A 14,813-nucleotide genomic window follows, 5' to 3' on the forward strand; every position below is an offset into this window, starting at 1 on the left:
TGACGCGCCGTGACGGCGCAAGGACAATCGACGACGTACGGTCTGTCGCCACCGGTCGACGTCAGGGACCGGGGCGTCTCCGGCTGCCTACTCGGCGATCCGGGAACGGTAGGACCAGCGGAAGACCACGGGCTCGCGGTTCTCGTCGTCGGTGCGCTCGAAGTGCTCGTAGCCACCGTTGAACGGAATCTTCACCTTGGGCGCGTCGGGTGAGATCCGCTGGCGTCGAAGCTCGGGCGGGAGGCTCGCCGGGCCGCCTTCGAGTTCGACCTGGATGGCTACGGGTGCGGCTGCGGTGTCGTCCGGGTGGGCTGGCACAGTCATGCGGACAGCCTGTCCGGGGTCACCGGACAAGACATGCGTCATCTGACGCAGAGATTCCACACCGGAGCGTCGAGTCATCGGTCACCGGAACCCGTTTGCCGTCCGGTGGTGCGCAGCACCTCACCGGCGATCTGGTTGCGGCTGCGCAGCCCGAGCTTGTGCAGGGCGCGGGAGACGTGCGTCTGCACCGTGCGTCGGGTCAGGAACATCGCGGCCGCGATCTCCGGTGTCGAACGGCCCTCGGCGACCAGCACGGCGATCCGCCGCTCGGTGGCGGTCAGCGCCGCCCAGCCGGAGACCGGGCGAGGCTCACGGGGACCGCTGACCCCTCGTCGCACGCCCCGACTCCGCAGGCGGGCCTCGGTGCGGCGGATGTCCCACGGCGCGTTGATCCGGGTGTAGAGCCCGACGGCCTCCCGGGCGGCCACCCGACACTCGGTGTCCGCCCCGTGGCCGGCGAGGACCACGGCGAGGTCCTCAAGGGTCGCCGCCAACTCGGTCCGAGGTCCCGCCGACCGGTAGTGCTGCACGGCCGTCCGCAGCGGCTCGGGGTCGTCGGTGGCCAGGCCGACGCAGCGCGCCAGCAGGGTGGCAGCCCGTCCGGGCCCCCTCTCGGCCTCGTCCTGGGCGCGGGCCCGGTCGAGCGCGGCAGCCACTGTCGACAGGTCGCCACAGGCCAGCGCCGCCCGGATCAGGTCCGCCAGCCAGTGGTGGGTGGGCGTCGACCCAGAGTCGTCCCGGTGCAGCATCTCGGCGAGGATGGCCACCCCCTGCTCCGGTTCACCCTGCTGTTCTGCGTACAGGGCTCGGGCGGCGAGGAGGAAGTCGAGGTCGTACGCGTCGGCGGCCCGGTCGGTGCCGGCCTGCAGATGCTCCTCGGCGAGGGCCCGTTCGTCACGCCGTACGGCGATCAGGGCGGCGACGCCCCGCCAGAGCAGCGCCGGCCCGCCCTGGTGCAGACCGGCGTAGGAGGGGCTGGACGGGTCGTCGGCGACGGGGGTCAGTGCCGTCAACGCCTCGTCCCACCGGCCCCACCAGTAGAGCAGCACCGCCTCGGTGGCACCGGTGGCCGCGGCGGCGACGTACCGGGCGCGGCGGCGGGTCTTCCTCGACTGCCGCATCACCGTCTCGGCCTCAGACCACCGGGCCAGGTTCTGCAGGCTCACCATCCGACAGTGCAGCGCGAACATCTCCAGGTCCGGATGGTCGGAGTACCCGACGAGTGCGGCGATGGCCTGTTCGGCGCAGCGGAGGGCGGCCGGGTGGTCGCCACGGTCCGAGTGGGTGAGGGAGAGCACGATCGAGGCGTACGCGATCGCGTAGGCGTCGGCCGACCGTTCGCCTGCGACGAGTGCGTCACCGGCCAGGGCCTCCGCCTCGGCGGGTCCGCCGACGCCGGTCCGTCGGATCAACGCGAGGGTGGCCAACAGGCGTCCGCGCCACAGCTCGGGCATCTCCCGCCGGGCGAGGACCTGCCGCAGGATCAGTTCGGCCTCGTCGGTCTTGCCGCTCTGGTTGAGTGCGCGGATCAGCAGCCAGTGCATCTCGCAGTACTCGTCCGGCCCGGTCGCCACCCCGACGGCCTCGCGGGCCCGTTCGACCGCCTCCTCCCAGCGGCCCAGCACGTGCAGGGACCGGGCCAACGCGACGGCCAGCGGGGCCCGGCGGGGGTCCTCGGTCGGCAGCTGCCCGAGCTGCATCTCCAGCAGGCAGACGGCGAGTGCCGGATCGACGGCGGCCAACGACGAGACCGACGTCTGTAGCCAGTCGGGTACCCACCGGTTCTCCACCCCACCGGCGGACAGCAGTTGTTGCGCCACAGTCAGCGGGTCGGTGGCGGCGGCCGCCAACTCCCGGGCCAGGTCGAGGTGGAGCGCTCGGCGCAGTGACAGCGGGATGGTGTCGTGGAGGGCCTGCCGGATCAGCGGGTGGCAGAAGGTCATGCGCTCGCCCGAGCCGGTGAGGATCCGGGCCGCGACGGCGCTCTGCAACTCGTCGGCGAGCGCCCGTACCGGGCGGCCCAGGACGACACCGAGGTCGGTGACTGTGAACTCGGTGCCGAGCAGCGCGGCGGTCCGTAGCGCGTCCCCGGCGTCCGGCACCAGACCCAGCCGGCTGGTCAACGCGTCGGTCAGGGCCGGTGGCACCCGGTCGACCCCGCCGTCGCGCAGGTCCGCCTGCCCCGCCACCACCTGGATCAGGTCCTCCCGCAGCAGGACGTCGGCCAGTTCACGCAGGTAGAGCGGGTTGCCCACGGCCGCGCCGGACCACCGGGTGAGGGTCGCGCCGGGGGGTGCGCCGAGCAGCCGGGTCAGCAGGGCCGACACCTCCGACTCGTCGAGCGGTGCGAGCCGCAGGACGTGTTCGTGGCGGCGTCCGCCGCCCGCCGGTGGACGGGTCGGTCGGGAGGGGTCCTGGTTGTGCGCGGTGACCAGCAGGAGTGGGAGGTGTTCGGCGTTCGCTGCCAGCCGGCGCCAGACCACCGTCGACGGCTCGTCCATCCAGTGCGCGTCGTCGACGATCAGGACGGTGGGTGCCGTCGCACACAACTCCTCGACGAGGCAGACCAGCATCTCCGCCACGGCGGCCAGGGTCGACCCGGTGGCGGGGAACAGCGGTGGCTGGCCGTGCAGGGTCTGGGCGATCTCCGCCCGCCACGGATCGTCGGCCCCCTGCCGGACGCCGAGGCAGGTGAGCAGGACGCTCAGCGACGACTGTTGGGAGAGTTGGTCGGCGACGACCCCGAAGACCTGGTAGCCGCTGTCTGTCGCCTCCTGTGTGGCGACGGTCAACAGTGCGGACTTGCCGATCCCCGGCTCACCGACCAGCCTGAGCACCGAGCCGGCTCCCTGGGCCAGTCGGCTCACCGCTGTCTGCACGACGCTCAGCTCACGCTGTCGTCCGACCCACACCTCGGACCCGGACTCCGGGCCTATCCTGGGCATTCCCATCGAAGATAGATCGCCGCCAGGCACCATCTGCCGCGACGAGAATCCCACCCGAGGCGGCCCGACTTTCCTCGATCCACCCCGGTGGGAGAAACTGCTCTATGCGGGCCGTCACCGTCGACCCGAAAACACGCCGACAGGCGACTGTATTCGCCTCCGCCGGATCACCCGGACACCACTCTCACAGCACATCGTCACGCCACTGTCATTTATCCTCATCGGTGTCTGCCGAAAAATCAAGGGAGAGCCGCCACCTCCGCCGCGTGACCCTTCTCTCTTGAGCGGAACAATTATTCCGGGACGGTAAATAGATGTGTCGCCCGGGTTAATTCTTACCGAGGAATCAGCTCCACCGCCGCCACCGAAAGTCACCACCGCGCCGGTGGCGGCAGCACCGGGAAGGACTGAGAAAACCGCAGCGAGCAGGAGTTTCGGCACACCGAGACCGCCCGACCAACCACGAGACAGCCCCGAGAAGACCCGTGGCCCCGCACCCGGTCGAAGGATCAAATCATTCGAGCAACTGCCGACCGGGCCTCAATTGTCGACCAACCTCTCGGCCCTCGGAGTAAACCGCCGACCGGAACACAAGAGGGAGGCCCGACATCGTCGACGCCGTCACCAACGGAGCCCCACCGACGACACAATCGCCGTCCGGCAGGACGGTCAATACCACATGAACTCATCAACCACCACTTCGCATATCCACCTGATACCGGAACGCGGAGTCCGATATTACAACGCCAACCATCGACCCCGGTAGCCCTGGGTGAATCACCGGTGCCGCTTGGTAACCACCGGCCGAGCTCCGACGGGCGGGCGGCGTACGCGGCCGGGCCCCCGGCCACACACCGCAGGGCGTGTCGTCGGGGGCCGGCCGTACGGATCAGGTGGCGGTGCAGGTGGGCACCGGGGCGCGGGTCGTACCGGTGACCGACCCGAGCAGCCCGAAGGTGGTGGAGGCACCGGCGGCCAGGTTCCCGTTGTAGGAGAGGTGCCGGGCGGTGACTGTCGAGCCCTGGTTGGTGACTGTGGCGTTCCATGCCTGGGAGACCGTCTCGCCGTTGGCGTAGGTCCAGGTCACCGTCCACCCACGGATCGCTGCGCTCCCCGCGGTGATTCGTACCTCGCCCTGGAATCCGCCGGACCACTGGCTGGTCACCGTGTAGGTGGCAGTGCAGCCGGCCGTCCCGGGCGGGGGTGTGGTCGGCGCGGGTGGCCCGGTCGGGGTGGTGGTCGGCCCGGGGGTGGGGGTGACGGGGCCACCCCACCCGGCGGTGGAGTCCAGCCAGGTCGCCCGGCGCAGCATCCAGTCCCGCAGGAACTGGACCTGCCCCTGCCAGGTCGGGGCGGTGGGGGTGAAGAAATAGCCGATCATCGGGGTGGTCAGGTTGGGCCAGCGCTGGAAGTTGCGCTGGGCGCCGTTGGCGAGCGGCGCGGCGAGCGTGTCGACCCGGGTCCGCAGCGAGGCGTCGGAGAGCAGTCCGCGACGCAGGGTCTGCCAACGCGCCCGAACCTGGTCGACGAAGGCCGGGTCCCGCATCAACTGGGTGTACCAGTCGTTCGCCACCGGCTGGCGGACCTGCTGGTACTGCCATCCGGCGGGCTGGTCGTTACCGAAGAAGCCCCCGACACCGAAGGTGAGGTCGTAGTCCCAGAGCGGACCGGCGAAGATCTTGGTGCCCCGGTCCTTGTAGAAGTACGCGCTGCGGATGTACGAGTCCATCTCCCGGCTCAGCTCGTTGAGGATCATCTGGTCGACGAAGGAGTCGACGTCGATGTACGACCGGTACCCGGTGGCCGGGTCGGCGGCGTTCGGGGCCCGTAGGACGTCGTGGAACTGCTGGATGTGGTCGCGCAGCCAGGTGCGTTGCTCGGGTTGCAGGGGGGACGGGTCGGCGACCTCCAGGTAGTTCCAGCAGGTGGCAGCCGGGCCGGTGCAGGGCAGGGTGGGCTCCTCGGCGGCCATCCACTCGAACTTCCAGATGTACCCGCCGGTGATCTTCGGCAGGGTCCGGTCGTCCGCCCGGAGCTGCTTGAGGTCGAGCCGGTTCTTCGAGTTCTTGATCGTCTCGACGAGCATGTAGACGCCCATGTAGTCGTCGGTCCCGACCGGACCGGCGTCGGTGTTGCGGTAGAACTCCACGAACCGGTAGCGCGGGGCGGGCAGGCCCATCTCCCGTCCGAGGTCGTAGACGAGCGCCTCGCGGATCAGCGCCTTGTCGGTGAAGGGCCCCCGCAGCACCCAGTCGGAGTCGGCCGGCATGCCCAGCACCGGATGGTCGGCGTCGTCGTCGGCGTTGTCCCAGAACTCAAGCCGGTACGGCGTCTTGTCGAACGTCGAGGAGGACTGCCCACGGAGGCGGAATCCGGCCCGGGTCGCCACGGTGGGGGCCGCCGACAGGGAGGTGGTTCCGCCGGTGGGTTCGAAGATCATGGTGGCGGCGTCGATGTACTCCCGGTCCGGCCGACCGGCCCCGTACGAGTCGACCACGACCACCGGCAGGTCGTGGGTGGTGGTGGCGGTGGTGGCGACGTACATGGCGGTGCCGGGTGCCCCGGTGGGGGTCTGCCCCGCGAAGGCCTGGGCGCGTAGTTGGGTGGTCCGGGTGAACCGCAGTGGTGAGCCGGAGTAGAGCGGGGACTGGGCGGTGGGCAGCCGACCGTCGGTGGTGTAGCGGACCTGGGCACCGGCGACGGTGGTGCTCAACGACACCGTCACCTCCTGGCGGAAGGTGCCGCTGGGGGCGGAGAAGACGATGTCACCCAGGAGGTCGGCGGCAGCGGCGGTAGTGGTGACGGAGGCGTTCGCGGCGGGGGTGGACGGCTCGGCTCCGGCCTGCGGCGGGTGGGGCACGAGAAGCCCGCCCACCAGCACGACGGCGGCCACGGCTGCCGTCACCGCGCGGCGGGTCCCCCTCGCTGGTGCTGCGGTGCGGACGGTCAGGCGCACGATGCCTCCGGTTCGGGTCGTGGGGTGGCGGTCGGGGTCGGGTCCACCGCCGGTTCGACGGCGCAGAAGTGCCAGCGCAGGGTCCGCCGCCACGGCGCGTCCGGCAGGTCCGGACGCAGGGCGGCCAGGCCGGTGGCGTACTTCGAGATCCGGACCGGCCGACTCCCCCGCTGCCACAGCAACCTGTCGACGGGGGTCGCGGCGGCGGTGGACTTGGTCTCCACCACGGCGAGGTCGGGTGTCCGGAGGGTGTGGGTGAAGTCGTGCCAGGTCAGTCCGGTGTCGATGGTGATCCGACTGAGCGGGGCCGGCAGCAGCAGGGTCACCCGTCGGTAGCCGGTGACCAGCACCGGATCCAGTGGGCTCCCGGCACTGGGGTGCAGGGCCTCCCGCAGGAGGGCGTGGTCGACGAAGTCACGGCCGGGCCGCACGGTGGTCCGGTCCTGCGGCCGGTACGGCAGGCGGTGTTTGGTGACGTTGCCCCGAGCCCCGCTCACCTTGACCTCCAGCCAGCACCGGTCCGAGTCGAGATAGGTACGGGTGCGGACCTTGAACCGCCGTCGACGGCGGTACGCGGCACGGTGGTAGCTGACCAGCCAGGGGGTGTCGAAGTAGACCGACTCGTAGCGGAAGGACCGCTCGCCGTCGATGTCGAGGACCCGGGTGTCCGAGGGGAGCCGACCCAACAGGTACGGCAGGTCGGCGACCGCGACGACGTACTTGCGGTCGATCCGGGTATGGAGGGCGGCCCGTTCGACGAGTTCGGTCAGCCCGACGGGGGCCAGTCCGGTGAGGGGCTCGGCGATCGACAGGGGGATCATCGCCGGGCTCCGACCGGGGTGGGCGTGCCGGTCACGCCGGTGGTGACCCGGCGTACGGCGGTGGAGTACCGGACGTCGACCACCGTGGTGTCGTTGACCAGGTCGACCCGTTGGGCGGTGGCGACGTGCACCCGGGCGTCGAGGAGGCCCTCCAGGTGGGCCACGAGGGCGACCTGGTCGGTGAAGGCCGAGTCGAGCACCACGATCTGGTGTCGGTAGTGGCGGAGCAGCCGCGGGTGGTCACCGAGGTAGATCACCACGATGATCAGTCCCATCAGGCCCGCGCTGAGCCATACCGACGTGGTGCTCAACGCGCCGAGGATGCCCAGCGCCAGGGCGGAGAAGTAGTAGGCGACCTCGTGTTGGTCGAGTTCGGTCGAGCGCAGGCGGATGATGGAGAGCACCCCGAACAGCGCCAGGCCCAGGCCGAGGCCGGCACCGACGTTGCTGGCGCTCAACGCACTCGCCACCGCTAGGACGCCGACGTTGACCCCCAGGTAGGCCACGACGAGGTCGCGCCGGCGATGTCGGGGGAAGTACAGCCCGAAGACGAGTAGTGTCACCGCGCTGATGTCGATCGCGAACAGGACAAGCTGTGACATCCCGTAGGCCCTTTCTCCGAAACTTTCGGGAACTTCGTCCATAAAGTTTCGAGCAGATTACTCCTGACATCGAAGAGGGTCAATGACTGTGGGTCGGTGCTCCCCGCATCGAAAACGGCGCGGCGGGTGGGTGTCGAACCCGCCCGCCGCGCCCGGTGATCGTGCCGGGTCTCACCCCGTCGCCCGCACGTGGAAGTCGTCGAGGCATACCAGGAAGCCGGGCAGAAGGTCGACAAGGAGCCGCCTGTGGTTCACCGGACCGGGAGCCGACCCTCGCACCGGGCGTCCACAGCGACGATCGGTCGACGGGGCATCATCCAGTCCAGTGCGGTCTCCTCCACCGGCCATCCGTGCACCGCCACCACGCTGTACGGCACCCCCGCCGCCTGCGGACAGAGGACCTGCGACCGGACCTCGCCGTTGGGCAGGAACCGCACGCCGGTGACCGGATCCAGGACGATCGTCGAGGTGTCGGTGACAGTGATCAGGGCACCGACCACCACCTCCGGACCGGCCCGGTCGCGCACCCCGGTCGACGGCACGCCGCCCGGAGTGGTCTCGGCCGACGGCACGCCGCCCGGAGTGGTCTCGGTCGGTTCGGCGCCGGCCACCTCGACGGCGGCGGTGGGCAGCAGCGGCACCCGCAGGAATACCGCCCCCATCACCAGGGGAAGCACGGCGGCCACCGTGTACGCCAGGCCGTGGGTCAACGCCGGGGCGACCCAACCGGGCAGCGGTCCGGTGAGCAGCACGGTGGCTGCGGGCGGCACCGCCAGAAGGGCGGCGGTGGTCAGCTCGCCCGCCCGAAGCGCGGCCACGACCGCCGGCCCCACCGCCGAGTAGACCAACACCGCCGCAGCCAGCGGCAACGCCACCCCGACGAGCAGGATCCGGGTCGGCTGGTCCGGGTACAGGTAGCGGGTGCGCAACGCGAGCAGCCACAGACCCAGCATCAGCAGGGTCGGCAGGAACCGCAGCTGCCAGGTGAGCACCCCCAACGCGACCCCGGCGGTGAGGACCCAACCCGGGGTCCGCGCCGTCCACGAGGCCAGTAGCGACCGTTGTGGATCAAAACGGTCCGGTGCGCTGATCCGCAGCAGGCGGCCGAGCACCCCGAAGGTGAGCACCCCCAGCGGGAACGCCCAGACCAGGGCGATCAGCAGTGCGCTGAGCAGACCCAGCGGGCTGACGTACTGCACCAGCAGCAGCATCGTGGACATGTCCTGGCGGCTGAGCTGCCACAGTCGCAGCACCAGCAGCAGGACGGGGAACGCGGGCAGGAACGTCAGCAGCCACTGTTGCGCCTGACGCGCCCCCGTCGTCCGGCGCGGCCGGACGGCACCACCCCGGACGACGGGCTCCCGGGATAGGTCGGGGCCGGTAGCGCGATCCTCTCCCACGGCCACTGCCGCACCTGCACCTTCCTCGGTTCGGGCTGCTGCTGCTCCGCGACCGACTGCTGGGGGTTGTACCGCTGCTGCCAGCGCAGGTTGGCGTCGTACGCCTCCTCCCAGGCCGAGTTCTTCTCGTCCTTTGCCGAGGCGTACAGGGCGAGGTCGACCAGATCACGCAGCGCCTCGTTGGGACCGGTGTTCACCCCGTACTTCTCCTGTGCGGAGGAGCCGATGTCCCAGTGCCGCAGGGGTTTGCCGCCCTCCAGGACGGTGGGGAAGTGCCGACCGTCGTCGTTGGGCTGGTCGGCGGTGACGAACCCGGCGAGGATCGCCGCGTCGGTGGTGACCGCGTACGCGGTTCCGTCGTACAACATCTGGATGCACTCGCTGATCTTGTTCCGGCCGATCGGGGTGGCCCCGGCGTCGCGCAGTCGCTGACTGGACGTCGAGGTGGTCAACGTGCAGACCCGCTCCCCGGCGAGGTCCTCGAGGCTGCTCACCTGCTCGCCGTCGCGTACGTCGCGCCGGGTCACCACCGACTGCTCGGTGGCGAGGTACGGGGCCGAGAAGACCGCCCCTTCCTCCTCCTCCCGCAGCCTGGTGATGCTGTACGAGGCGATCACCAGGTCGACGGTGACGAACTCGTCGCCGTCGCGGGCCTGACGGCGGGCCCGGTCCTCACTCTCGATCGGCAGGAAGCGGACCCGCGACCTGTCGAAACCGAGATACCCGGCGATCATGTACGAGATGTCGATGTCGAAGCCCTGCCAGGTGCCGTTCGGCAGCCGCTGGGCGATGCCGGGCTGATCGTCCTTCACCCCGATGAGCAGCTGTTGCCGGCCGACGAGTCCGGCCTCCTCCAACAGATCGTCGCGGGTCGGTGGACCCGTCGCGAGCACGATGGGGATCACCGCCGCCACCAGGACGGCCAGGACGACCACCAGCCCCACCAGGCGGGCCTGCCGCACTCGCGTCGTACGCGACGCCCGGGCCGGCCCGTCGGGACGGGGTTCGTCCGACTCCCCCACCTGCACCCCTCCCCCTGTCCACCCGTCCACCCGGATGTGGCCCTCCATTGTGCGGGTTCACCGGGCGTCCGTGGTGACCCGTAGCCGACGTTCGGCGACCCGGACTCCGTGGGAATTCGCGAAACAGGGCGGACCGGCCGGGCCGATGCGCGATGGTGGGTGCGCCGGTGGACGACCGGCCCCGCCCGAGCCGACGGGGTCTACGGGGCCGACCCCCACGGTCCCGGCCGGTCGGAGCACGGGGGTGGCGATGTCGACACAGCAGGTCGTCGAGCGGGTCGGGGGTCTGCTGGACCTCGCGGGGGTGCTCGTCATCGCCGTCGGCGCGCTCGTGGCCTCGGGAGTCTTCCTGACCCGGTACGCGCGCACCCGGCAACTCGCCGACGCCTACCGGTCGTACCGGCAGGGGGTGGGCCGGGCGATCCTGCTGGGGTTGGAGCTCCTGGTCGCCGGGGACATCATCCGGACCGTGGCGGTCGCCCCGACGTTTCGCGGGGTGGGGGTCCTGGCGCTGATCGTCGTGGTCCGGACGTTCCTCAGCCTCTCGCTGGAGGTGGAGCTGACCGGGCGCTGGCCGTGGCAGTCGGGGCGGACCGGGGCCGGCGACCGGGCCGCGACGACAGCCACCTGAGGGCACACGGGCCGACGGGGGACGCCGGGTCGGCGTCCCCCGTCGGAGGGGAAGGGGCGGGCGGTCAGGCGGCCGGGAGGCCACCGACCTGGGTGTTGACCCAGGAGCGGATCGACGGCAGGTCACCGTAGATGGAGGGAGCGGTGGCGCAGGTCGAGTTGTTGTTCCCGGCCCGGCTGGTGACACCGATCAGGCTCCACGCCCCGTTGATCCGGCGCACCTGCGGTCCACCGGAGTCGCCGTAGCAGGCACCCGAGTTGCCGTTGGTGTTGTTGGTGCAGATCTCGTACGGGGCGTTGATGCCCAGACACCGGGTGTCCGCGACGATCGAGGTGTCCAGCTCGTTCGCGACGGCCGGGGCCGAGCCGCAGCCACGCGGGGCGCAGGTCTGGCCCCATCCGATGATCCGGGTGGCGGTGCCGACGGCCCCCGAGGTGGTCGGGATCGGGGCCGGGGCGTAGCTGACGGAGCTGCCCAGTTGCAGCAGCTTGACGTCGATGGTCGGGTGGTTGACCGCCCGGACCACGCTCACCACGGTGCCGCCGCTGGTCCGGTTCACGCTGCCCACCCGGACCGAGGCGGGGGTGCCGCAGTGCTTGGCGGTGACCGCCCAGTTCGCCTTGATCAGCGAGCCGGTGCAGCCGGAGACGTACACCATGAAGGGGTAGTTCTCGGTTGCCGGTCGGCCGCCGACGACCATCGGCGTCACCGCGTCGTCGGGTTCGGCGCCGGTCCAGGTGTAGGTCCGGGCGACCTGCGAGGAGGCTGCGGTGCTGCCGGCGAAGAGGCGGTTGACCTGCGCGGCCTCGGCGGCGCTGGGGTTGGCGTTACGGCAGGAGACCGGGGCGCTGCTGCCGGACATCAGGTCGGTACACAGTCCGGTACGCCGGTCGGGCAGACCGAGGATGTGTCCGAGTTCGTGGGTGGCGATCCGGGTCCGGTCGTACCCCTGGTTGACCGCCTCCCAGCCCATCCACACCCGACCGGAGCCGAGCCCGGTGACCTGGGCGCGCGGCCAGCCGTTGTCGACGTAGATCGTGACGTTGCCCGGCGTACGGGCCACCAGCTGGACGTTGGTGACCGAGCTGTTCCAGATCCGGGCCGCCGCGTCGAAGTTGGTCCGGAACTCTCCGGCCCGGCTGGCGTCGTAGTAGACGGTCCGGGCGGCGGCCGAAGCCGTCGCGCCGGTGACGGCCTGCAGGCCGGTCGTCGCCAGCACCGCCGCGGCTACGGCTGTCGCCACCCGCAACAGATGTCGTCGCACCATCGCGCACTCCCTCGGTCCCGCAGCGGCACGTGCCCTGCGCATCGATGTGCGCTGATGCTATGTATGTCAGTCTCCGACTGTCGAATACTGTTTCTGTCATACCTGTCAGTGGCCGGCTTCGGTCAGGTAGCGCTGGAGGGCCGCCGCCGCGGTCAGCTTGGCCCGACCCCGCCCGTCCAGGCGGGACCGCCAGTCGGCCAGGGTGGCCTGCAGGGGCGCCACACCCCCGGCCGACCGCACCCGCTCCACCACCTCGGCGATCTGTTCCAGCCGGTATCCGCCCCGCCGCAGCTGGTGGGCCAGGTGGGCGTCGCGTACGTCCGCCGGGGCGTAGGTCCGGTACCCGGTACCGGCCTCGCGGGGTGGCCGCAGCACCCCCGCCCGCTCCCACCGCCGCAGCGTCGTCGGACGGAGCCCGAGCTGGTGGGCGAGGACCCCGACCGACACCGGCTCGTCGGTGGCCCCGGTGGAGTCGACCAACCCGGCCAGCGCCTCGGTCACCGCGTCGAGCGTCAACCGGTCGGTGTGCAGCCGGACGTGCCCCCGGTCGACGAGCGCCAGCGCCGCGTCGACCCGCCCCTGGTTGACCGCCTGCATGATCGACGTGGCGTCGGCGTGCCCGTGGGCCGGGATCAGGGCGACGAAGGCCCGCAACGCCTGGACGTGCCGGGGGGTGTAACGGCGGTAGCCGGACGAGGTGCGCTGCGCCGGAGGCAGGATGCCCACCTCTTCGTAGTTGCGCACCGCCTGGGTCGACAACCCGTGCTCCCGGGCCAGGTCGATCGGCCGCATGTACTCACCCGCTCTTGAAGGTAACGCCCCGTAATCCCTGCGCCACGACTGAAAAGCCTCAACAGGGGTGACCAACGATAACGTGGCCGGCAGGGCCGGTCACCACCCGAGGTACGCCGGACCCCGCGACCCTTACCACACCTCACCCGGGGTCGGGGTCCGGCACCTCGCGGCGGAGCCGACGCACCGCCCCGGGCGAGCCGCCGGGAGGACAGTCAGCCCTTGACGCACACCACCTGCCTGAGGTGCGCCACGACCTCCACCAGGTCCTCCTGCTGGGCCATCACCTCGGTGATGTCCTTGTACGCCCCGGGGATCTCGTCGACCACCCCGGCGTCCTTGCGGCACTCCACCCCGGCGGTCTGCGCCACCAGGTCGGCGGTGCTGAACGTCCGCTTGGCCTGCCCCCGCGACATCCGCCGCCCGGCACCGTGCGACGCCGAGCAGTACGCGTCCGGGTTGCCCTTCCCCCGCACGATGTACGACCCGGTGCCCATCGAGCCGGGGATGACGCCCAGGTCCCCCCGTCCGGCCCGGATCGCGCCCTTGCGGGTCACCAGCACCTGCTCGCCACCGAAGGTCTCCTCGGCGACGTAGTTGTGGTGCGCGGAGATCGGCTCGTCGAACCCGACCTGCGGGAAGTGTTCCCGCACCACGTTGCCCAGCAGCGCCAGCATCACCGCCCGGTTGCGCCGGGCGTACTCCTGCGCCCACCACAGGTCCCGCCGGTAGGCGTCCATCTCCGGGGTGCCGGTGAGAAAGACCGCCAGATCCCGGTCGGGCAGGTCGGCGTTGTGCGGCAGCCCCCGGGCCACCGCCATGTGCCGCTCGGCCAGTTCCTTGCCGATGTTGCGCGACCCGGAGTGCAGCATCAGCCAGACCCGACCGTCGTCGGTGCCCCCCGACTCCAGGCAGACCTCGACGAAGTGGTTCCCTCCGCCCAGCGTGCCCAGCTGGCGACGGGCCCGGGTCTCCAGCTGCGCCACCCTGGGGTCGAGGGTGCCGAACCGCTGCCAGAAGTCACCCCAACCGCCCTGCTCCAGGCCCCGGACCCGGCGCGGGTCGACGGCGTCGGCGTGCATGGCGAACCCGACCGGGATCGCCGACTCGATCGCACGCCGCAGCGGGCCGAGGTCGTCGGGCAGGTCGACGGCGGTCAGCGAGGTCCGGACGGCGGACATTCCGCAGCCGATGTCCACGCCGACCGCCGCCGGGGACACCGCCTGCCGCATCGCGATCACCGAACCGACGGTGGCCCCCTTGCCGAAGTGCACGTCCGGCATCACAGCGACCCCCTGTACCCAGGGCAGCGCGCCGATGTTGCGCAGCTGCCGGGCGGCCTGCGGCTCGATGCCGTACGGGTCGGTCCAGACCCGTACGGGAGCCCGGGTCCCCGGCAGCTCGGTGAAACTCATGATTGCCTCCTCGGATGGTGCCGCCTCGGACACCGGCGGCTGGTGACGAACAGAGCCCGGTCGTGCCGGGAGGTGTGACCGCCCACCCGGTCCACGCGGATCGGGGCGGTCGACGGTGACGGGTGGGCGCTACGCGCCCCGGCACCCCGCGTACGGGTCGGGTTCCCCGGTGCGTCGAAGGAATCCCGGTCGGTATGTCGGTCCGCCCGGTTGTCGCCCTCGACGGACGTCCCGTGGACCGGCGCCGGACAGGACGGGCCGCTCGTCGGTGCGGATGTGCTGCGACACGGCGGCCTCCCCCGGGCGCTCGAACGGACGGTGCTGATCAACAGTAGGTGGGGCCGTACACCCCCGCAACGGTGTTCTCAGCGGACCGCCGCCCGGCTGACCGGGAAGTCGAAGTAGGTGTCCGGGTAGGGCTCGTCGGAGAGGCGGTAGTGCCACCACTCCCGGGGATAGCCGACGAACCCGCCCTCGGTCATCAGGCGCAGCAGCAGTGCCCGGTTCTCCCGCGCCACGGCAGGGATCGCCACCGCGTCGGTGGCCGACAGCGGGTCGAAACAGTCGAAGCCGGTTCCCATGTCGACGCTGTCGTCGGCCGACCGCTGGGCACGGGGCGCGGTGCACGCCCCCGCGCC

At 71.2% G+C, this 14,813-nt stretch carries 12 protein-coding genes; 1 reads left to right on the forward strand and 11 read right to left on the reverse strand.

Annotated elements, in window-relative coordinates; genetic code table 11:
- Positions 1-87 precede the first annotated feature (87 nt).
- From ABT336_RS16230 to ABT336_RS16260, 7 genes are all read right to left on the reverse strand, one after another.
- Positions 88-324 carry a DUF5988 family protein gene (locus ABT336_RS16230; RefSeq protein WP_350897410.1) on the reverse strand — a complete coding sequence of 79 codons (237 nt, stop codon included), beginning with the start codon at positions 322-324 and terminating at the stop codon, positions 88-90.
- Positions 325-398: 74 nt separating this feature from the next.
- Positions 399-3,269, reverse strand: a complete 2,871-nt coding sequence (locus ABT336_RS16235; protein WP_350897411.1) for an ATP-binding protein — start codon at positions 3,267-3,269, stop codon at positions 399-401.
- A gap of 889 nt (positions 3,270-4,158) precedes the next feature.
- Positions 4,159-6,174: a CotH kinase family protein gene (locus tag ABT336_RS16240; RefSeq protein ID WP_350897412.1), complete on the reverse strand. Its 2,016-nt coding sequence runs from the start codon at positions 6,172-6,174 to the stop codon at positions 4,159-4,161.
- Positions 6,175-6,215: 41 nt separating this feature from the next.
- A complete protein-coding gene (locus ABT336_RS16245; protein ID WP_350897413.1) occupies positions 6,216-7,046 on the reverse strand; it encodes a polyphosphate polymerase domain-containing protein in 831 nt (276 codons plus the stop codon).
- A complete protein-coding gene (locus tag ABT336_RS16250; RefSeq protein WP_350897414.1) occupies positions 7,043-7,648 on the reverse strand; it encodes a DUF4956 domain-containing protein in 606 nt (201 codons plus the stop codon). The genes ABT336_RS16245 and ABT336_RS16250 overlap by 4 nt, the downstream gene beginning before the upstream one ends.
- 251 nt (positions 7,649-7,899) lie before the next feature.
- Positions 7,900-9,048, reverse strand: coding sequence for a hypothetical protein (locus ABT336_RS16255; RefSeq protein ID WP_350897415.1), 1,149 nt, complete (start codon positions 9,046-9,048; stop codon positions 7,900-7,902).
- Complete coding sequence (locus tag ABT336_RS16260) at positions 8,934-10,070, reverse strand: transporter substrate-binding domain-containing protein (protein WP_350897416.1); 1,137 nt, start codon at positions 10,068-10,070, stop codon at positions 8,934-8,936. The genes ABT336_RS16255 and ABT336_RS16260 overlap by 115 nt, the downstream gene beginning before the upstream one ends.
- Before the next feature lie 250 nt (positions 10,071-10,320).
- Here ABT336_RS16260 and ABT336_RS16265 point away from each other — a divergent pair, with 250 nt between their 5' ends.
- Positions 10,321-10,701, forward strand: a complete 381-nt coding sequence (locus tag ABT336_RS16265) for a DUF1622 domain-containing protein (RefSeq protein WP_350897417.1) — start codon at positions 10,321-10,323, stop codon at positions 10,699-10,701.
- A gap of 64 nt (positions 10,702-10,765) precedes the next feature.
- On the opposite strand, the gene ABT336_RS16270 is transcribed toward ABT336_RS16265, so the two are convergent.
- The 4 genes from ABT336_RS16270 to ABT336_RS16285 all read right to left on the reverse strand — a co-directional run.
- The gene (locus tag ABT336_RS16270) at positions 10,766-12,010 is read right to left on the reverse strand and encodes a snapalysin family zinc-dependent metalloprotease (protein WP_502891190.1); all 1,245 of its coding nucleotides are present in this window, start codon (positions 12,008-12,010) and stop codon (positions 10,766-10,768) included.
- 63 nt (positions 12,011-12,073) lie between these two features.
- Complete coding sequence (locus ABT336_RS16275; RefSeq protein WP_350897419.1) at positions 12,074-12,760, reverse strand: MerR family transcriptional regulator; 687 nt, start codon at positions 12,758-12,760, stop codon at positions 12,074-12,076.
- A gap of 215 nt (positions 12,761-12,975) precedes the next feature.
- Positions 12,976-14,175 carry an RtcB family protein gene (locus ABT336_RS16280; protein ID WP_350897420.1) on the reverse strand — a complete coding sequence of 400 codons (1,200 nt, stop codon included), beginning with the start codon at positions 14,173-14,175 and terminating at the stop codon, positions 12,976-12,978.
- A gap of 365 nt (positions 14,176-14,540) precedes the next feature.
- On the reverse strand, positions 14,541-14,813 hold a 273-nt coding region (locus tag ABT336_RS16285; RefSeq protein WP_350897421.1), incomplete at its 5' end, for a M15 family metallopeptidase.

This window comes from Micromonospora sp. NPDC000207 (genome assembly GCF_040300925.1).
Taxonomy (GTDB): Bacteria; Actinomycetota; Actinomycetes; order Mycobacteriales; family Micromonosporaceae; genus Micromonospora.

Excerpts from the sequence above, each read along its gene's own strand:
- ABT336_RS16275 (WP_350897419.1), bottom strand. The coding sequence starts at position 12,760 with ATGCGGCCGATCGACCTGGCCCGGGAGCACGGGTTGTCGACCCAGGCG.
- ABT336_RS16250 (WP_350897414.1), bottom strand. The coding sequence starts at position 7,648 with ATGTCACAGCTTGTCCTGTTCGCGATCGACATCAGCGCGGTGACACTA.
- ABT336_RS16270 (WP_502891190.1), bottom strand. The coding sequence starts at position 12,010 with ATGCGCAGGGCACGTGCCGCTGCGGGACCGAGGGAGTGCGCGATGGTG.
- ABT336_RS16245 (WP_350897413.1), bottom strand. The coding sequence starts at position 7,046 with ATGATCCCCCTGTCGATCGCCGAGCCCCTCACCGGACTGGCCCCCGTC.
- ABT336_RS16265 (WP_350897417.1), top strand. The coding sequence starts at position 10,321 with ATGTCGACACAGCAGGTCGTCGAGCGGGTCGGGGGTCTGCTGGACCTC.
- ABT336_RS16235 (WP_350897411.1), bottom strand. The coding sequence starts at position 3,269 with ATGCCCAGGATAGGCCCGGAGTCCGGGTCCGAGGTGTGGGTCGGACGA.
- ABT336_RS16280 (WP_350897420.1), bottom strand. The coding sequence starts at position 14,175 with ATGAGTTTCACCGAGCTGCCGGGGACCCGGGCTCCCGTACGGGTCTGG.
- ABT336_RS16230 (WP_350897410.1), bottom strand. The coding sequence starts at position 324 with ATGACTGTGCCAGCCCACCCGGACGACACCGCAGCCGCACCCGTAGCC.